This window comes from Phyllobacterium sp. SB3 (assembly GCF_040009165.1).
Lineage (GTDB): Bacteria > Pseudomonadota > Alphaproteobacteria > Rhizobiales > Rhizobiaceae > Phyllobacterium.
Window position 1 is genome coordinate 512,101 of record NZ_JBDYKI010000004.1, and the last position, 19,593, is coordinate 531,693.

Here is a 19,593-nt window from a genome sequence, read left to right on the forward strand (position 1 = left end):
TTTCAGGCGACTGGAGATTTACCGTCCATACCATAAATGGCGTCGGCACGTTTTTCGAATGCTTCAGTGAATTTCCGGAACGCGATGTCGAACATCGAACCCATGAGAAACCCAAGGGTCCGGCTCTTGAACTCGTAGTCGATGTAAAATTTCACTGTTGAGTGCTCAGGGTTCGCATCAGGAACGAACTGCCATCGATTATCCAGATAACGAAACGGACCATCGATATACTTGGTCTCAATGATGTTTTCCTCACGCTTCAGCAGCACCTGACTGGTGAAGGTTTCGCGGATGAGTTTATAGCCGACTGTCATGTCCGCTATAAGCAGGACCTTGCCATCCCGTTCTTTACGGGAGCGCACTTTCAAGCTTTCGCACATTGGCAAAAACTGCGGATATTTTTCCACGTCAGCGACCAGATCAAACATCTGTTCGGCGCGATGGGCAACCGGTCGGTTCGTATCAAACTTCGGCATCGATCAGGCGCGGCTTGCGTGCAACGCCTCGCGTGCAGCTCTCAATCTGGCGAAATCTTCTCCCGCATGGTGTGAGGAACGCGTCAATGGGCTTGAAGCAACAACGAGGAAGCCCTTTGTCTTGGCAATCGTTGCATAGGATTTGAATTCGTCCGGCGTGACATAATTCAAAACAGCGTGATGCTTGCGGGTTGGCTGCAGGTACTGGCCAATTGTCATGAAATCCACATCGGCAGAGCGAAGGTCGTCCATAAGCTGCAGAACCTCGTTCCGCTCTTCCCCTAGCCCAACCATGATACCGGATTTGGTGAAAATCGTCGGGTCAATTTCCTTCACGCGTTGCAGCAGGCGGATTGAATGGAAATAACGGGCACCCGGACGAACCTTGAGATAGTTTGAAGGCACAGTTTCGAGATTGTGATTGAAAACGTCAGGTCGTGCGGCAACCACGATTTCAAGTGCGCCGGGCTTGCGCAGAAAGTCAGGCGTCAAAATCTCGATAGTCGTGCCGGGTGAAATGCGGCGGATAGCCAGGATTACATCGGCAAAGTGCTGTGCACCGCCATCGGCAAGATCATCACGATCAACAGATGTAATAACGACGTGCTGGAGACCCATCTTTAGAACGGCCTTGCCCACATTGTCCGGTTCTTCGCGGTCAAGTGCCTTCGGCAAGCCGGTCGCAACATTACAGAATGCGCAGGCGCGGGTGCAGATTTCGCCCATGATCATGAAGGTCGCGTGCTTCTTGTCCCAGCACTCACCAATATTCGGGCAACCGGCTTCCTCGCAAACGGTTACAAGATTGTGCGACCGAACGATATCACGTGTTTCAGAGTAGCCCTTGGAGATCGGGGCTTTGACGCGAATCCAGTCAGGCTTCTTCAAAAGCTCCGTATCGGGGCGATTAGCCTTTTCCGGATGGCGCAGACGCCGTTTTTGATCAATCGTGTCGAGTACCGTTACCATTAGGATATCCTAGAGCAAATTTTGTTTATATCGAGCACATTCTGTTTCTCGGATGACGAGGCAATCCACGCGGAAGGCAGCGAGGGCGATGTGGTTCCATCGAACGAAGCTGCATGACAAAGTGGTTGGCCGTCAGCCGGAAACCCCAAGGGCCGGGTGAATTCAGGCCAAATCCTTCGGGCTTTATCATCGCCCGATGGATAAACATCGGTCTTGCCAAATCCCTCGACCTTGTCCATGAATTCCCTCCGGCAGAATGACTCTATATAAACAAAACTTGCTCTAGCTTGCGGCTTTGGCTTTACCAAAGACCCACAGGATGAGAATTGCGCCAACTGTCGCAACGATCAGATTTCCAAAGAATCCGTAGAAATTGAAATTCACCAGACCTGCCAGCGTTCCTCCAACAAACGAACCGGCGATGCCGACCAGAATGTTGGTGAAAAGCCCATGATCGCGGTTCATCGCCTTTTCGGCGATATAACCTGCAATGAAACCGATAACCAGCATGCCGAAGAAACCCACTTCGGGCATGCCCATGATACCGACTACTGGCTGATCCATCTTCTTCGTTCCTTTCTAGCGCCCGGATGCAAGGGCAATGGCACGAAACACCAAGGCCCATATAGCACCGAATAGAAAACCACCCAAACCACAGGCAAAAGTGACGACCCAAACACCGGTCCAGCCGGAAATTTCCGTGCCGTTTACCGATATGGTGTTACCCGAAACCAGACTCAAGGCAGCGGGTACGAACCCAAGCAGAATCCCGATCAGAGTCGACCATTTCAGGATCGACCACGAAAAACTGATCCAAGGCCTGCTGTCCTTGATAGTTACCAGCGTAGAATTCCCTTCCTTTGCGCTTACACGTTACGCGTTGAGTACACGGCCATAGGCATCAAGCACGCTTTCCTTCATCATTTCAGACAAGGTAGGGTGCGGGAATACCGTATGCATGAGTTCTTCTTCAGTCGTTTCCAGGTTCATGGCAACGACAAAGCCCTGTATCAACTCGGTAACCTCCGCACCAACCATATGCGCACCGATCAACTGCCCGGTCTTCTTGTCAAAGATTGTCTTGACCAGCCCCTGATCTTCACCAAGTGCAATGGCCTTGCCATTTGCAGCGAACTGGAAGCGTCCGACGCGAATTTCACGGCCGCCTTCCTTGGCCTTGGCTTCAGTCAGGCCGACAGATGCGACCTGCGGATGACAATAGGTGCAGCCCGGAATCTTGTCTTTTTCCATAGGATGAACACCGGGAACATTGGCGATCTTCTCGACGCAAATAACGCCTTCATGTTCAGCCTTGTGTGCCAACATGGGCGGACCGGCCACATCACCAATCGCATAGATACCCGGAACGTTAGTCTTGCCGTAGCCATCGATAACAACGCAGCCGCGATCAGTCTTCACGCCAAGGGCTTCAAGGCCGAGATTTTCGATATTGCCCTGAACACCTACCGCTGAAATCAACCGATCAGCAGTGATCTTTTCGACCTTGCCATCCTTGGTCTCAACATGGGCTGTAATAGAGTTTGCCCCCTTCTCGACCTTCGTTACCTTGGCTTCGGTGATGATCTTCATACCTTGCTTTTCGAACTGCTTGCGGGCGATGGCAGAAATCTCTGCATCTTCCACAGGCATGACATTCGGCAGAAGTTCGACCACGGTTACGTCTGCACCCATGGTGCGGTAGAAGGATGCAAACTCGATACCAATCGCGCCAGACCCCATCACAACGAGGGATTTAGGCATTTCAGGCGGGATCATGGCTTCGAAATAAGTCCAGATCAGCTTGCCATCCGGCTCAATGCCGGGCAACGCACGAGGCCGCGCGCCTGTAGCGAGAATAATATGCTTGGCTGTGTAGGTGCCCTCGCCCTGCGCATTCTTGGGAACAGGATTCTGCGGCTCCATAGGCTTCTTTGAAGTCTTGGAAACAATGATCTCGCCCGGCTTCGAGAGTTTGGCCTCGCCCCAGATAACATCAACCTTGTTCTTCTTCATCAGGAAGCCGATACCAGCATTCAAACGTGCCGAAACGCCGCGAGAACGCTGCACGACAGCTTTGATGTCTGCGGAAATCTTGCCTTCGATTGTTAGCCCGTAGTCTTTTGCGTGCTGACCATAATGGAAAATTTCGGCAGATCGCAGCAGTGCCTTGGTTGGAATACAGCCCCAGTTGAGGCATATGCCACCAAGATGCTCACGCTCCACGATCGCTGTCTTGAGGCCAAGCTGCGCCGAGCGGATTGCGGTGACATAGCCGCCGGGGCCAGAACCAATGATGATCACGTCGTAATTATTGGCCAAGACCATTGTCCTCCTGAATTAAAGATCGAGTATGTCTCGAACGATTGGTGCAACGGCCTTGCCGATTGCCCGTGTATTTTCTGCATCAAGATGTACACCATCGAGCGGCGATACTTTCGCCACCGAACCCGCGTCGAAGAAAGCGCAACCGGCAAAGTCCGCCGCATCACGATAGAACTCGGCAAGCAAACGCGACTGCTCGACGCCTTGCTCGAAGGTAAGCCGGAATTCCGGCCCTTCCGTTTCGCCCAATGCGGGCGGGGACATGACAAGAATCTGCGGCGGCTTGGCATTCAACTGATATGGCGTCGTACGGACGATCTCGATCAATCGCTGCATGCCACGTTTGGTACCCTGCGCATTGCCACAGATAAACGTCTTCATATCATTCGTGCCGAGCATGATCATGATCAGATCAAGAGGAAAATGGGTTCCAAGCACAGTGGTCAGTGTCTTGGCACCATTCCTTTGAAATCCTGACAAATGATCATCATAGGCGGTCGTTCGACCATTCAAGCCATCAGCAATAACATTGACACCTGCTCCAAGCTCAGCCTGAAGCACCTGCGGCCAGCGGTCCTCCAATGCATGGCGACCCGACCCGTCCGGGATATAACCCCAGGTCAGTGAATCGCCATAGCAGAGGACTGTTTTCATGGTGCTACTCAGACCAGCATACCCATTGGGTTTTCAATGTGGCGTTTGAATGCCTGAGCGAGTTCTGCGCCCAAGGCACCATCAACAGCGCGGTGATCCGTCGAAAGCGTAACAGACATCACTGTGGCAATCTTGATCTCGCCCTTTTTCACCACGGCACGTTCTTCACCTGCACCGATGGCAAGGATAGTCGCGTGAGGCGGATTGATGATCGCCGCAAAGTCTTTCACCCCGAACATGCCAAGATTGGACACCGCAGTCGTACCGCCCTGATACTCTTCTGGCTTCAACTTGCGATCACGCGCACGCTTGGCCAAGTCTTTCATTTCGTTGGAAATGGCAGACAATGTTTTCTCTTCAGCCTTGCGGATAATTGGCGTGATCAGACCGCCAGGAATGGAAACAGCAACACCCACATCGGAATGCTTGTGCTTGACCATGTTGCTTTCGGTCCAGGAAACATTGGCTTCCGGAACATCGCGCAGAGCCAAAGCCATCGCCTTGATGATCATGTCGTTGACCGACAACTTGTAGACCGGCACATCGCCCTTATCGGTCTTGCGCATGGGAGCGGCAAGATTGATCTGCTGGCGCAGAGCCAACAGAGCATCAAGCTCGCAATCGACAGTGAGATAGAAATGCGGAACTGTCGACTTTGCCTCAAGAAGACGCTTGGCGATTGTCTTGCGCATACCGTCATGCGGTACCAACTCGTAAGAGCCTTCGGCAAACAACTTGAGCACAGCATCATCAGACATAGGCTTCGGTGCTGCAGGGGCAGCTGATGCTGCCGCCGCTGGAGCAGCGGCTTTTGCACCGCCACCAGCGATGGCTGCTTCAACATCCTTCTTGATCACACGGCCATGAGGGCCGGTACCAGTGACAGCGGATAGGTCGACACCGGCATCCTTGGCAATGCGACGCGCCAGCGGAGATGAGAATGGACGTTCACCGGACTTGGCCTCCGCAGGTGCCGATGCGGCTGCCTGCTTTGGAGCTTCCGCTTTGGCTGGCTCAGCCTTGGGTGTCTCTGCCTTGGGGGCTTCCGCAGCAGGCTCAGCTTTCTTTTCTTCTGTTGCTTCAGCCTTGGCTGGAGCAGCGTCACCGCCGCCCTTGGCGGCAGCACCAACATCTTCGCCTTCGGCTGCAAGAATTGCAATCAATGCATTGACCTTGACGCCTTCTGTGCCTGCCGGAACGACAATCTTGGCAACAGTGCCCTCATCGACCGCTTCGACTTCCATCGTCGCCTTGTCAGTTTCAATCTCGGCAATTACATCGCCGGGACCAACCTTATCGCCTTCCTTGACGAGCCATTTGGCAAGATTGCCCTCTTCCATCGTGGGAGAAAGCGCCGGCATGGTGATATTGATCGGCATATCGATTTCCTCCCCTTACGCTGTGTAGGTCACAGCTTTGACGGCGTCGATGATTTCCTGAATGTTCGGCAATGCCAGCTTTTCCAGATTGGCGGCGTAAGGCATTGGAACGTCCTTGCCCGCAATCGTGAGGATTGGTGCATCGAGATAGTCGAATGCCTGCTGCATGACGCGGGTAGCGATTTCGGTACCAACGGACGACTGCGGGTAGCCTTCCTCAATCGTTACAAGACGGCCTGTCTTCTTTACCGATTCCACTACCGTTGGAATGTCCATCGGGCGAATCGTGCGCAGATCGATGATTTCCGCGTCAATCCCCAATTTCGCAAGCTCCACCTCAGCCTTCACCGTATAGTTCATGCCGATACCGAAGGAGACGAGCGTGACATCCTTGCCCTTTTTGTGGATGCGAGCCTTGCCGATAGGCAGGACGAAATCATCGAGCTTCGGCACATCGAAGGAGTGGCCGTAAAGGATTTCGTTCTCAAGAAAGATGACCGGGTTGGGATCGCGGATTGCAGCCTTCAGCAAACCTTTTGCGTCAGCAGCCGAATAAGGCATGACGACTTTCAAGCCGGGAATATGGCTGTACCAAGCCGCATAACACTGCGAATGCTGAGCCGCCACACGGGATGCCGCGCCGCTTGGACCACGGAACACCATAGGCGCGCCCATCTGACCGCCGGACATATAGAGCGTCTTGGCCGCAGAGTTCAAAATCTGGTCGATTGCCTGCATGGCAAAGTTGAATGTCATGAACTCTACGATCGGGCGCAAACCAGTCATCGCAGCACCAACGCCAACACCGGCAAAGCCATGCTCGGTAATTGGTGTATCAACAACGCGGCGCGGGCCGAACTCGTCCAGAAGACCCTGAGTGATCTTGTAAGCGCCCTGATACTCGGCAACTTCTTCACCCATGACGAACACTGTGTCGTCGCGGCGCATTTCTTCAGCCATTGCGTCGCGCAAAGCTTCGCGAACAGTTGTCGAAACCATCTCCGTGCCTGCCGGAATATCCGGATCGGCAGCCACTTCAGTCTTCGGAGCAGCAGGAACACCGGCCTTTTCAGACGCTTCTTCCTGCTTCGGAGCTTCGGATTTAGCCTCTGCTGGCGCTTCTTCCGCCTTGGCAGGAGTCTCGGCCTTTGGCGCAGCGGCATCGTCAGCGCTTTCACCATCACCGAGCAATACGGCAATCACAGTGTTTACTTTAACGCCATCGGTACCCTCGGCGATAAGAATCTTGCCGATTGTGCCTTCGTCCACGGCTTCGACTTCCATCGTTGCCTTGTCGGTTTCAATTTCTGCGAGAATGTCACCCGAGGTAACCTTATCGCCTTCCTTTTTCAGCCATTTGGAAAGTTTGCCCTCTTCCATAGTAGGCGAGAGCGCTGGCATCAGAATATCTACAGGCATGGTTGCGCCTCCCTTAGAGCAAAATGTCGGTGTAAAGCTCGGATGCATCCGGCTCCGGATCGGACTGAGCGAAATCGGCAGCATCTGCAACGATATCGCGAACGTCCTTATCGATCTTCTTCAGATCGTCCTCACTGGACCATCCTTTCTCGATCAACCGGTTCTTCACCTGCTCAATTGGGTCATGATCGGAGCGCATCTTCTGCACTTCGTCCTTCGAACGGTACTTGGCCGGGTCCGACATGGAGTGACCACGATACCGGTAGGTCTGCATTTCAAGGATCATCGGGCCCTTGCCCGTACGGGCCCAGGCTGTCGCTTCCTCGGCTGCAGCGTGTACAGCACGAACATCCATGCCATCCACCTGAATACCGGGAATGTTGAATGAAAGACCGCGCTTGGAGAAATCAGTCTCGGCCGATGCGCGGGAAACCGAAGTACCCATTGCATAGCGGTTGTTTTCAATGATGTAGATCACAGGAAGCTTCCATAGCGATGCCATGTTGAAGCTTTCATAGACCTGACCCTGATTGGCAGCGCCATCGCCGAAATATGCGAGCGAAACATTGCCATTGTCGCGATAGCGGTTGGCGAAGGCCAGACCGGTTCCGAGCGAAACCTGCGCACCAACGATGCCATGGCCGCCGTAGAAATGCTTCTCCTTGGAGAACATGTGCATCGAGCCGCCCTTGCCCTTGGAAAGGCCGCCGCGACGTCCGGTCAGCTCAGCCATCACCCCGCGCGGGCTCATACCGCAAGCAAGCATGTGACCGTGATCACGATAACCGGTGATATTCTGGTCGCCTTCCTTCAGCGACATCTGCATACCGGTTACGACTGCTTCCTGTCCGATGTAAAGGTGACAGAAGCCGCCGATGAAGCCCATACCGTAGAGCTGACCGGCCTTTTCTTCGAAACGGCGGATCAACAGCATCTGCCGGTAGGCTTCCAGCTCTTGTTCTTTGGTGAATTCGATTGGTTTTGGTGCTTTTACAGCAGAAGTCTGCGCGGAACGCGCAGGGCTTTTTTTCGCCCTCGTGGCCATATCTCACTCCCTGTGACTTGGTCGCAAGAGAATAGCAGCAGGGGCAGAACTTACAATATGCAGAATCGAATAAGTGCTATGCAAATAAGACGTTCAAAATACACAACAAAACAGCGATTAACCGGATATCAGTTAATAGCTAAATCGCCGGAACCACGCATTATCGTGACTTCATCCGGGCGCGAAACGTTCAGTGCTTTGCGAGCTTGCTCGTCAAGCATATCCTTCTCAATTGTTCCATCATGCATAAGTTTGACCTGCCGTTCAAGCTCCTTGCGATTCTCGACGACGGCAGCAAGTTGAGCCTGAAGAAGTTGCGTGCGTTCCTGCAGTTTGATGGTGGAGTAAAGGCCATACTCTCCGTGATAGGCATGGAAGCCGAAATAGGCGAAAAACAGGGCTGCGAGCAGCGGAACAATCAACCGCCCTCGTCTGGTTTTACGTCTCTGTTTTGTCCACATTGCCTTATCCGGATCGTTACGGAATCAGGTCACAATGGCCTGACTTGTCACGCACTCATAAAACAATGTTTTGCTTAACAGGCGATTACCAGCACGCGAAAACCGTGCTTGGTTAGGATCACTTGGCCATGAACAAAAATGGCGGGCACGAGGCCCGCCATTTAAATCCGAAGTGATCAGATACTAGAGAAAGCGGAAAATACCGCGGCCCGCATAGCTTGCCTGTGGGCCAAGCTCTTCCTCGATGCGGATCAACTGATTGTACTTTGCGACCCGATCCGAACGCGCAAGCGAGCCCGTCTTGATCTGTCCGCAATTGGTAGCAACAGCGAGATCTGCAATCGTAGAATCTTCAGTTTCGCCTGAACGATGCGACATGACCGCGGTATAGCCAGCGCGGTGTGCAGTTTCCACGGCATCAAAGGTTTCGGACAATGTGCCAATCTGGTTGACCTTAACGAGGATCGAGTTGGCGACACCCATCTTGATACCATCGCGAAGGCGGGCAGAATTGGTAACGAACAGATCGTCGCCAACGAGCTGGCATTTCTTTCCAACGAGATCGGTGAGGTGTTTCCAGCCTTCCCAATCATCTTCCGACATGCCATCTTCGACGGTGATGATCGGATAATTGCCGACGAGCTGGGCCAGATATTCGGCCTGGGCTTTCGGGTTGCGTGTCTGGTTGTCGCCTTCATAAACGTAGTTTCCACCCTTGAAGAATTCCGTTGCGGCACAATCAAGACCTATGGCGATTTCTTCACCGGGCTTGAAACCGGCTTTCTCAATCGATTCCACGATAAAATCGAGGGCTTCCTCAGCCGACTTCAGATTTGGTGCAAAGCCGCCTTCATCACCGACATTGGTATTGTGGCCGGCATCCTTGAGGCGCTTCTTCAGTGTGTGAAACACTTCGGAGCCATAGCGCACCGCTTCTGCCAAAGAAGATGCGCCAACAGGAAGGATCATGAATTCCTGAAAGTCGATTGGATTGTCCGCATGCGCACCACCGTTGATGATGTTCATCATTGGCACTGGCAGAACATGTGCGTTTGGACCGCCAAGGTAACGGTAAAGCGGCAAGCCTGATGCCTCAGCTGCCGCCTTGGCAACCGCAAGTGAAACACCGAGAATTGCATTGGCGCCAAGACGGCTCTTGTTCGGTGTACCGTCAAGCTCGATCATCGTCTGGTCGATGTGAATCTGGTTTTCAGCTTCAAGACCACCAATGGCATCGAACAGTTCGCCATTGACCGCATCAACTGCCTTTTGCACGCCCTTGCCCAGATAACGCGGGCCGCCATCGCGAAGCTCGACAGCTTCATGGGCACCAGTGGACGCACCGGAGGGAACAGCCGCGCGGCCCATGGAGCCATCTTCGAGAATGACATCGACTTCAACAGTCGGATTACCACGACTATCCAGAATTTCACGGCCAATAATATCGACAATCGCAGTCATGGGAGTTCCTTTTGAAAACGTGGGACAGCATAAGCTGGCAACTGAATAGCGAATGAAGATGACAAGGAAAACCCTGACAAGGCGATTTGTGCATTAAAACGAAAAAAAGGCCGCTCGAAAGCGGCCTTTTTCAGAATTCAGCGACATTAAGCCGCCTTATCGACCTTATAATAGGAGAATGACATATCCCTGACCTTGCGGCCGTCATTCTCCGTCAGCTCGCTAATGCTGTGTACGGGAGCCTGCTCCAACTGCTGGCGCGTAAACCCGACAGTATAGCCGCCATTCTCCTTGTCATAGTCCAACAGCGACCAAGGTACGGCATGATACTTTTCGCCGATTCCAAGAAATCCACCGAAGCCAATGACTGCGAACATGATCTTGTCAGACGTCTTGTCGAGCATGACATCCTCGATCTCGCCCATCTTTTCACCAGCAGTGTTGTAAACATTTGTGCCGATGACACGCGAAGCGCGAATAGCAGTTGTATGTCCTGTACCGGTTGGCATTTTGCTCTCTCCTTCTTGCGTTGGCATGAAGGGTTAATGGGTCAACCTGCCCATGAGTTGCAAAAAACTTTAATTTTAATCGTGGAACAATTACGCCCCTTGATTAAATGGATTTCGCTATGCGATCAAATTCCAGAAGAGTTTCAAGCAGGCGGGGCATCTGATCCAGCGGCACCATGTTAGGTCCGTCAGAAGGAGCATTATCCGGGTCTTGATGCGTCTCGATAAATACACCTGCAACGCCAACAGCTACAGCTGCGCGTGACAGGGTTTCGACGAACTCGCGCTGACCACCGGTCGACCCACCCTGCCCGCCTGGCTGCTGCACCGAATGCGTCGCATCGAAAATCACGGGCGTGCCGAAGCCTGCCATGATCGGTAGTGAACGCATATCTGAGACGAGCGTATTGTAACCAAAGGAAGCACCGCGCTCGGTCAGCATCACATTCGGATTGCCGCTCTCTGTTACTTTTGCAGCAACATTCTTCATGTCCCAAGGCGCGAGGAACTGGCCTTTCTTGATATTGACGACTTTACCAGTCTTTGCAGCCGCAATCAGAAGATCGGTTTGGCGGCAGAGAAATGCCGGAATTTGCAGGACATCCACAACCTCACCAAGGATTGCGCACTGCTCTTCCGTGTGAACATCGGTCAGGGTCGGAAGACCGAATTCCTTTTTGATATCAGCAAAGACCGGTAATGAATTCTCCAGACCAAAGCCACGCTTACCGGAGAGCGACGTGCGGTTTGCCTTGTCGAAGCTTGATTTGTACACAAGGCCGATGCCCAGCTTCTCCGTTATTTCCTTGAGCGCTCCAGCCATATCAAAGGCGTGCTGACGGCTTTCCATCTGGCAGGGACCTGCAATAAGGGAGAGCTTGCCGCTGTTGGAAAATGCAACATTACCAGCGGAAACAGTGGAATTCTGGGACATATCAAAGAGCCTCAAATGCGATGGCAGCGCCCTGCCCTGGTGCCTTATGCACGATCAGGCGGGAGCCACGCTTTTCGATGGGAATATTGTTGTTGGTGAGCAAAGATTCAACAGCCGCAAGATCACGCACAGCAAGAACAAAAGCCTGCAGACGCAAACCGCGCTCCGTCGTTGATGTTTCTATGCCGAAGAATGCCTGTAGCCCGGATGGCGTAAGCACCGTGATATTGGCGTTAGCCGCAGTGATATCCATGCCGAATGAGTGCGCATTGACATCGCGCTGATTAAGCACTTCCTGCAAAGGATACTGAAAATCTGTGGGGTTGATCTCGGACAAAACAACCTCGCGTAAAACGGCAGCGCCGTTCGCATGTGCTTGCAATGCACTTCGGTCCACTTTTGGTGTGTTGATACGCTCACAGGTAAAAAAGAACACATCAGGCGCACGAAGATCAGCGGCAAAGGCAAGACGGAAGCCGGCCCTGTCCTCTTTTCCATCCGGCAAAATGAATGGCCGGGAAAAATCGAGAATATTGCCTGCCGAAATCCCTGCCTCAATGAAAGACTGATGATCCGCCTTGGCATTTTTACTGCCCATGACAAGCGCTGAAAAGCCTTCTTGTCCGTTGCGGAACCTGTAAGCTTGGTCTCGCGCAACAAATACGTTGCCGGCCTTGGCTTCTTGCTCGCACGTCTCGCGCTGACCTATAGCCAATGATTCCAGAAACGTGTCATCGCTGAAGAAGACACATACATTCTCTGTACCAAATGGATGGACACCGACCGGCGCTACCGTGAAACCAAGCTGCCCCAGACGGCCACGAGCAATTTCAAGCTCAGCCGTGGGCAAAACCAGATGATCAACAGGTCGGGGTGTACGTGGTGAAGATGTGTTCATGGTGAAAGGGTGTGCCTCAATGCGGATTGCAATTCAAGTCACACCCTTGCAGATCAAACCAGCCTGCTTTGCGCCATTGCCGCATTGATGAACGATGCGAACAATGGATGTGGCTCAAACGGACGCGATTTCAACTCGGGATGGTATTGAACACCGATGAACCAGGGATGGTCGGGATATTCGACTGTTTCAGGCAAAACGCCATCCGGTGACATGCCAGAGAATACCAGACCGCATTCTTCAAGGCGGTCCTTGTACTCGATATTGACCTCATAACGGTGCCGATGACGCTCGGAAATATCCGTAGAACCGTAAATCTCGGCAATACGCGTCCCGGACTTTAGCAGTGCTTCATAGGCACCAAGGCGCATCGTGCCGCCAAGATCGCCAGCCTGCGCCCGCTTCTCCAGCATATTGCCCTTGAGCCACTCAGTCATGAGGCCAACAACCGGCTCGCTTGCCGGGCCAAATTCGGTGGATGATGCCTTTTCGACACCAGCCAATGAACGGGCAGCCTCAATCACAGCCATTTGCATGCCGAAGCAGATACCGAAATACGGCACCTTCTTTTCACGCGCAAACTTGGCAGCAAGTATCTTGCCTTCAGAACCGCGCTCGCCAAAACCACCCGGCACCAGAATACCGTGTACCTTCTGCAGGTAAGGCGTCGGATCTTCCTGTTCGAATATCTCGGATTCAATCCAGTCCAGATTGACCTTTACCTTGTTGGCCATGCCGCCATGGTGCAACGCTTCAATCAGGGATTTATAGGCATCCTTCAGGCCGGTATATTTACCAACGATGGCAATTGTGACCTCACCTTCAGGATTATGGATACGCTGGCTTACTTCGTCCCAACGTTCCATGCGAGGCTTTGGCGCAGGATCAATACCGAATGCGGCCAGTACCTCTGAATCGAGACCTTCTTCATGATAGGCCATAGGCACATCATAAATCGTATCGACATCCAGCGCCTGAATAACAGCCGAAGCCCGCACGTTACAGAATAGCGAAAGCTTGCGACGCTCGGATTCCGGAATCTCGCGATCAGCGCGAATGAGAAGAATATCAGGCGCAATACCGATGGAACGCAGCTCTTTGACCGAGTGCTGCGTTGGCTTGGTCTTGAGTTCACCCGCTGCCGGGATGTACGGCATAAGTGTCAGGTGGATATAAACCGCGCTTCCGCGCGGCAGATCGTTGCCTAGCTGGCGGATTGCTTCAAGAAACGGCATCGCTTCGATATCGCCGACCGTGCCACCGATTTCACAAAGCACGAAATCATAATCCTCATTGCCTTCGACAATGAAGTTCTTGATCTCGTCGGTTACGTGAGGAATTACCTGAACAGTTGCGCCGAGATAGTCGCCGCGGCGTTCCTTTTCGATAATATTGCGGTAAATCCGCCCTGTCGTGATGTTATCCTGCTTGTTTGCAGGACGCCCCGTGAAACGCTCATAGTGACCAAGATCAAGGTCAGTTTCAGCGCCATCATCGGTTACGAACACTTCGCCATGCTGATAAGGCGACATCGTACCGGGGTCGACATTGAGATAAGGATCGAGCTTGCGAATCCGTACACGGTATCCACGAGCCTGGAGGAGTGCCGCCAAAGCGGCTGCAGCGATGCCTTTTCCGAGGGAAGAAACCACGCCGCCAGTGATGAAAACATATCGGGCCATGGGCTTATCTCGTTAGTCCTTTGCAAGTGATTTGGCCACAAAAAAATTCGGCAGAAGCGCCGTTTTCCCGCACAAATCTTTTCTACATTTCAAACAAAACGGCCAGACGTGAAGTCTGGCCGTTCAATTCATGGATAGTTTAGTTATTACAGAACAATAACTTCCGTGCCGATTTTGACGCGATCATAGAGGTCAATCACATGATCATTGACCATGCGGAAACAACCATTGGACGCCGAGCTACCGATGCTCGAAGGGATGATGGTTCCGTGGATGCGAATATGCGTGTCCTTGTTGCCCTGCGACAGATAAAGAGCCCGCGCGCCGAGGGGATTGCCCGGACCGCCATCCATGCCGTTTTCGTACTTGGCATAGTGAGCAGGTTCGCGCTTGATCATGTCCTTGGTCGGTATCCAGCGTGGCCATTCACGCTTTGTCTGGATAACAGCGGTGCCTTTGAACTCAAGCCCTTCCTTGCCAACGGCAATTCCGTAACGGCGAGCAGAGTAAGGGCTTTCAACAAGGTAGAGGAATCGTGCCCGGGGATCGATAACAATCGTGCCTGGCTTATATCCGGAAAATTCTACTTCCTGCGGCAGATATTTAGGATCAAAACCGTACTTCGTCTTCTTTGGACGAGCTGGCCCCCGCGCCTCGGCAACCTCTACGGGCTTTGCCGCATCACGTTCGCCGGTGAATGGCTTGGCAAGTTTTTTGAGGATAGGCTCAGCAGCGGCTGGACCGGCCATGACCAGAACAGACATCCCAACGAGCAATGAGCGACGTGACAACATGATCTATATTCCCGCATAGATTGCAAAACGTCCTAATCGACGCTTGCCGGGCCCCCTAGGCCAACTTGATATTGCGATAACTGAAGACGGGATTCTTCTCAATGCAAATCGCTGTGATCATTCGGGATGAGCTATCGATGCATTCAGGACGTTGCGGAACCGCAACACATTGCCGTGGTTCCGCGTAATTATGTAACCAGATAACTTTACTGCGAATTCGGTACCGGATTTGCAGGCTGCGCAGGCGTGACAGGGGCCGTTGGAGCCGGCGTAGTCGATTCGGGCGCTGGCGCGGTTGGGGTTGCTGGCGGTGTGGTCGATGATTCGCCGCCCAACTGGTTTAGAATGCCACCGCTCGTAGGCGGCTGCTGCCCGGCAGGCTGGCTGCCAGTCGTTGTCGGAATACGGTTGAGAATGTCAGTGGGTGTTTCGCTGTAGCGCGACATGATGCCAAGCGCCAAAGACGTAATGAAGAACCCTGTTGCCAGAATAGCTGTTGCGCGCGTCAGCACGTTTGCAGCACCCCGAGCCGTCATCAAACCTGACCCGCCGCCGATACCCAGACCGCCGCCTTCGGAGCGCTGTACGAGCACGACCCCAACAAGGGCAAGTACAATCAGAAGATGAATCACGATAACGACGGTTTGCATGGGTATTTTCTGCTTCTCAAGTGTCGGACGCGGCTCTTTACACCGTATCGGTTGATAAACCAAGCCCGTCAGACAACAGTTTTCAGACTAAAGCGAATGATATGCTTCACAGATGGCGAGGAAGTCAGGTGCTTTCAAGCTGGCGCCACCAACAAGTGCCCCATCAACATTGTCTATACCGAGAAGCTCAACGGCGTTGGATGGTTTAACCGACCCCCCATAGAGAATGCGCATTTTGTTGCCTTCATTACCGAAGCGCTCACTCAATGCAGCACGGACAGAAGCATGAACTTCGCGAACGTCTTCAGCAGTTGGCGTTAGCCCGGTGCCGATCGCCCAGACCGGCTCGTAGGCTATAATAGTATTGCCGGCGGTGGCACCCTCAGGAATTGACCCGGCAAGTTGCGTTGCGATGATTTCGAGCGTCGAGCCTGCTTTACGCTGCAGTTCGGTTTCTCCGATGCAGATAATGACAGAAAGGCCTGCCTCCCAGCCCGCGCGCGCTTTTGCGTTCACAATTACGTCAGTTTCGCCGTGATCGGTGCGGCGTTCAGAATGACCGACGATGACGTGCGAAGCGCCAGCGTCTTTAAGCATATTGGCGGCTATATCACCCGTATGCGCGCCCGACTGCTTGGCATGGCAATCCTGTCCGCCAATGCTGAGACGCTCTCCTTCCACGGACTGTACAGCCCTGAATACAAGGGTAGCAGGCACGCAGATCAAAGCGTCGATCTTTTCACCGATGGCTGAATTTGGCCGATTCACGATGACACGGAGTTCATCAAGCTGGTCTCCCACACCATTCATTTTCCAGTTACCGGCGACGAGAGGGCGAATATCGGGGGTCATCTTCTCTTCCTTAAAGGTCATGAAAGCCATGGTTTAGGCGATTTTCTGAAGTCTTTAATTGCCTGACTAGCAAATTCACTTGATAAAGCAATCGACACAAGCTTTGCATCACGCTATTCCCGCTAGGATTCAACTGCGTTTCTTCTAATACGGTGACTTTAATATGCTCGACTCTCTTCGCGACGTTGCCCGGACCTGGGTGGCCAAGTTGCTTCTCGGTCTTCTCGGTCTCAGCTTTGTAGGCTGGGGAGTTTCGAGTACCGTTCTTGGCGCTATCAACGGCAGCGCTGCCATCAAGGCCGGGCATTCGGAAGTTTCTCCCGTGGATTATCGTTTGGCCTATGATCGCCAGCTTGCATCGCTGTCGCAGCGTTTTGGCCAGCGACTGACCCGTGAACAGGCTGATGCAATCGGTATAAACAATCAGGTACAGGGTCAGCTGGTTGCAGGTGTCGTTCTGGATGAGCAGGCCCGCACAATGTCGCTTGGCCTTTCCAAGGACCGGCTCGCGCAGCTTGCAGCCGAAGACCCGGCATTTCAGGGCGCAAACGGCCGGTTCAGCACTGCACAGTTCGACGCAGTTCTGCGCAATGCCGGCATGACCCCGCAAAATTATCTCGACAATCGTGCGCAGGTTGCTCGCCGCCAACAGATCGTTGAAGCAGTCGCCGACGGCATTAAAGCCCCTGAAACGCTGATCAAGGCAATCGCCATCTTCAAAGGCGAATCTCGCACCATTGAATACGTGGCCATGCCGAAGAATTTTGTTGCAAGCGTTGCTGACCCAAGCGATGCCGATCTTAAAACCTATTATGAAGCCAACAAGGAAGCTTATGGCGCGCCACAATATCGCAAGATCAGCTACGTCAAGCTTGAAGCTTCGGATATCGCAAACGCGGCAACCGTAACACCTGAAGAGATCAAGGCTGAGTACGACAAGAATATTGATCGCTATTCCACACCGGAAACACGGACGATTGAGCAACTATCCTTTGCTGATGAAGCCGCAGCAAAAGCCGGTCTGGAAAAACTGAAGTCCGGCACAAGCTTTGACGACCTGGTCAAGGCTGAAGGCAAGACCATGCAGGATGTCCATCTTGGGACGTTCCCGAAAACGGCCCTGCCCGATCAGTCGATCGCCGAACCGGTTTCTGCGCTTCAGGCAAATGGCGTCAGTGATGTTCTGAAAGGCGCTTTCGGTCCAGTCATCGTTCGCGTGACTGCCGTGACGCCTGAACTAGTCAAGCAGCTACCCGAGGTGGAAAATGAAATCCGCGAGAACATAGCGCTCGCACAGGCAGCAAATGCCGTGACAGACGTTCACGATGCCTACGAAAATGGCCGAGCTGACGGCAAAACCATGGCTGAAGCCGCAGCGGAACAAAATCTGAAAGTTGTCACTATAGATGCAGTCGACCAGAATGGTCGTGGACCTGACGAAAAAGATGTCGCCAACCTGCCCTTCGATGAAAATCAGATGGCAGCGATCTTCCAGGCCGATGTCGGGTTTGACAACGAGCCGTTCAGCCTCGGCACCAATGCTTATCTTTGGTATGATGTTGACGCCGTAACTCCGGCCCGCGAACGACCGTTGGATGAAGTAAAATCCAAAGTCATCGAGAACTGGAAGACCGCTGAGCTTGAGAAGCAACTCAATGCAAAGGCAGAGGAAGTCCGTAAGCGCGTTGCCGATGGAGCCTCTCTCGATGCTATCGCAGCAGAGTTCAAGTTCACCAAGGAGACCAAGCGAGGCATTACGCGTGAAAGCAAGGATGGCGATCTCGGTCAGGGCGGCGTCGATTCGGTTTTCGACGGTCCGGAGGGGATTGTTGGAATGACTGAATCAGCCAGCGACGGTTCGAAGCTAATTTTCAAGGTTACCGAGTCGATCGAGCCAGCCAATGTCGGCCCCGATTCGCTGACTACGGCGGAAAAAGATGCATTTGGCTCGCGTCTCGCTGATGATCTTCTCGACCAGTTGGTAGTACAGTTGCAGACCGTCTATCCGGTGACCGTCAATCAGACAGTCATCAATCAGGCGCTTGCCCGGTAAAAATGAGTGAATAATGGCTGAGCTAAAGCGTTTCATTGGTATTGCCGCTTCGGGCAAAGCTCTTTCGCAAGACGAGGCAGTTGAAGCCTTCGACATAATGATGTCGGGACAGGCCACACCTGCTCAAATCGGTGCGCTCTTGATGGCATTGCGTGTTCGCGGCGAGAATATCGATGAGATCACCGGCGCAGTTGCGGCAATGCGCTCGAAGATGCTCAAAGTTTCAGCTTCGGTCAACGCGATTGATATTGTTGGCACTGGCGGCGACCAGTCGGGTTCTTACAATGTCTCAACCTGCGCCGCTTTTGTAGCCGCAGGAGCCGGTGTCCCGGTTGCCAAACACGGCAACCGCGCTTTGTCTTCCCGTTCAGGCGCTGCGGATACGCTGGCTGCTCTCGGTATCAATATTGAAATCGGACCTGAGCTGATAGCTACCTGCATCGAACAGGCGGGCATCGGTTTCATGTTTGCACCGATGCATCATCCGGCGATGAAACACGTAGGACCGGCACGCGTTGAACTTGGCACCCGCACGATTTTCAACCTTCTCGGTCCTCTGACCAATCCCGCAGGAGTAAAACGTCAGCTTGTCGGCGTTTTTGCTCCGGAATGGGTAGAGCCAATCGCTCAAGTATTGAAAAACCTGGGTTCTGAGTCCGTCTGGGTCGTTCATGGCGATGGTCTGGATGAAATAACGACTGCCGGTGTGACGAAAGTGGCTGCGCTTGAAAACGGCGAAATCCGTACATTCGAGATCGAGCCGGAAAGCTTTGGCCTCGCACGTGTCAATCCGAAGGATCTCAAAGGAGGTACGGCTGACGAAAATGCAGTCTCGCTCCTTTCAGTGCTCGATGGGGCTCACGGTGCTTATCGGGACATCACCCTGTTCAACGCCGGTGCAGGTCTTGTAATAGCCGGCGTGGCAAGCGATCTGAAAACTGGCATCGACATGGCAGCTCATTCCATTGACAGCGGCGCTGCGCGAAATGTGCTAAAGAAGCTGGTCCAAGTTTCAAACAGCGGGATGGCCTGACC

The 19,593-nt window shown here is 53.2% G+C and carries 20 protein-coding genes; 2 read left to right on the forward strand and 18 right to left on the reverse strand.

Annotated elements, in window-relative coordinates:
* Positions 1–2 precede the first annotated feature (2 nt).
* From ABKW30_RS17925 to tpiA, 18 genes are all read right to left on the reverse strand, one after another.
* Positions 3–476, reverse strand: coding sequence for a type II toxin-antitoxin system RatA family toxin (locus ABKW30_RS17925; protein ID WP_348600268.1), 474 nt, complete (start codon positions 474–476; stop codon positions 3–5).
* A gap of 3 nt (positions 477–479) precedes the next feature.
* A complete protein-coding gene (lipA, locus tag ABKW30_RS17930; RefSeq protein WP_348600269.1) occupies positions 480–1,445 on the reverse strand; it encodes a lipoyl synthase in 966 nt (321 codons plus the stop codon).
* A 282-nt stretch (positions 1,446–1,727) separates the two neighbouring features.
* On the reverse strand, positions 1,728–2,009 hold the full coding sequence (locus tag ABKW30_RS17935) for a GlsB/YeaQ/YmgE family stress response membrane protein (RefSeq protein WP_008128983.1): 282 nt from the start codon (positions 2,007–2,009) through the stop codon (positions 1,728–1,730).
* A 15-nt stretch (positions 2,010–2,024) separates the two neighbouring features.
* A complete protein-coding gene (locus tag ABKW30_RS17940; RefSeq protein WP_348600436.1) occupies positions 2,025–2,222 on the reverse strand; it encodes a hypothetical protein in 198 nt (65 codons plus the stop codon).
* 96 nt (positions 2,223–2,318) lie between these two features.
* A complete protein-coding gene (gene lpdA / locus ABKW30_RS17945) occupies positions 2,319–3,764 on the reverse strand; it encodes a dihydrolipoyl dehydrogenase (RefSeq protein ID WP_348600270.1) in 1,446 nt (481 codons plus the stop codon).
* 18 nt (positions 3,765–3,782) lie between these two features.
* Positions 3,783–4,421: an SGNH/GDSL hydrolase family protein gene (locus ABKW30_RS17950; RefSeq protein WP_348600271.1), complete on the reverse strand. Its 639-nt coding sequence runs from the start codon at positions 4,419–4,421 to the stop codon at positions 3,783–3,785.
* 8 nt (positions 4,422–4,429) lie between these two features.
* Complete coding sequence (locus ABKW30_RS17955) at positions 4,430–5,800, reverse strand: pyruvate dehydrogenase complex dihydrolipoamide acetyltransferase (RefSeq protein ID WP_348600272.1); 1,371 nt, start codon at positions 5,798–5,800, stop codon at positions 4,430–4,432.
* 15 nt (positions 5,801–5,815) lie between these two features.
* Positions 5,816–7,219 (reverse strand): pyruvate dehydrogenase complex E1 component subunit beta, encoded by a 1,404-nt coding sequence (locus ABKW30_RS17960; protein WP_348600273.1) that lies wholly within the window; start codon positions 7,217–7,219, stop codon positions 5,816–5,818.
* Between the two features lie 13 nt (positions 7,220–7,232).
* Positions 7,233–8,264 carry a pyruvate dehydrogenase (acetyl-transferring) E1 component subunit alpha gene (gene pdhA, locus ABKW30_RS17965; protein WP_348600274.1) on the reverse strand — a complete coding sequence of 344 codons (1,032 nt, stop codon included), beginning with the start codon at positions 8,262–8,264 and terminating at the stop codon, positions 7,233–7,235.
* Between the two features lie 128 nt (positions 8,265–8,392).
* The gene (locus ABKW30_RS17970) at positions 8,393–8,725 is read right to left on the reverse strand and encodes a septum formation initiator family protein (RefSeq protein WP_008128996.1); all 333 of its coding nucleotides are present in this window, start codon (positions 8,723–8,725) and stop codon (positions 8,393–8,395) included.
* Positions 8,726–8,908: 183 nt separating this feature from the next.
* On the reverse strand, positions 8,909–10,186 hold the full coding sequence (eno, locus tag ABKW30_RS17975; RefSeq protein WP_348600275.1) for a phosphopyruvate hydratase: 1,278 nt from the start codon (positions 10,184–10,186) through the stop codon (positions 8,909–8,911).
* Positions 10,187–10,332: 146 nt separating this feature from the next.
* On the reverse strand, positions 10,333–10,695 hold the full coding sequence (locus tag ABKW30_RS17980; protein ID WP_348600276.1) for a PRC-barrel domain-containing protein: 363 nt from the start codon (positions 10,693–10,695) through the stop codon (positions 10,333–10,335).
* A 103-nt stretch (positions 10,696–10,798) separates the two neighbouring features.
* Complete coding sequence (kdsA, locus tag ABKW30_RS17985; protein ID WP_348600277.1) at positions 10,799–11,629, reverse strand: 3-deoxy-8-phosphooctulonate synthase; 831 nt, start codon at positions 11,627–11,629, stop codon at positions 10,799–10,801.
* 1 nt (position 11,630) lies between these two features.
* Entirely contained in the window at positions 11,631–12,527 is an 897-nt protein-coding gene (locus tag ABKW30_RS17990) for a VOC family protein (RefSeq protein WP_348600278.1), read from the reverse strand.
* 53 nt (positions 12,528–12,580) lie between these two features.
* Positions 12,581–14,209 (reverse strand): CTP synthase, encoded by a 1,629-nt coding sequence (locus ABKW30_RS17995; RefSeq protein WP_348600279.1) that lies wholly within the window; start codon positions 14,207–14,209, stop codon positions 12,581–12,583.
* Positions 14,210–14,355: 146 nt separating this feature from the next.
* Positions 14,356–15,003, reverse strand: coding sequence for a L,D-transpeptidase (locus tag ABKW30_RS18000; protein WP_348600280.1), 648 nt, complete (start codon positions 15,001–15,003; stop codon positions 14,356–14,358).
* A gap of 206 nt (positions 15,004–15,209) precedes the next feature.
* A complete protein-coding gene (secG, locus tag ABKW30_RS18005; protein ID WP_348600281.1) occupies positions 15,210–15,653 on the reverse strand; it encodes a preprotein translocase subunit SecG in 444 nt (147 codons plus the stop codon).
* 87 nt (positions 15,654–15,740) lie between these two features.
* The gene (gene tpiA / locus ABKW30_RS18010; RefSeq protein WP_348600282.1) at positions 15,741–16,505 is read right to left on the reverse strand and encodes a triose-phosphate isomerase; all 765 of its coding nucleotides are present in this window, start codon (positions 16,503–16,505) and stop codon (positions 15,741–15,743) included.
* A gap of 163 nt (positions 16,506–16,668) precedes the next feature.
* Here tpiA and ABKW30_RS18015 point away from each other — a divergent pair, with 163 nt between their 5' ends.
* Positions 16,669–18,558 (forward strand): SurA N-terminal domain-containing protein, encoded by a 1,890-nt coding sequence (locus ABKW30_RS18015; RefSeq protein ID WP_348600283.1) that lies wholly within the window; start codon positions 16,669–16,671, stop codon positions 18,556–18,558.
* Between the two features lie 13 nt (positions 18,559–18,571).
* Complete coding sequence (trpD, locus tag ABKW30_RS18020; protein ID WP_348600284.1) at positions 18,572–19,591, forward strand: anthranilate phosphoribosyltransferase; 1,020 nt, start codon at positions 18,572–18,574, stop codon at positions 19,589–19,591.
* The last annotated feature ends 2 nt before the right edge of the window (positions 19,592–19,593 follow it).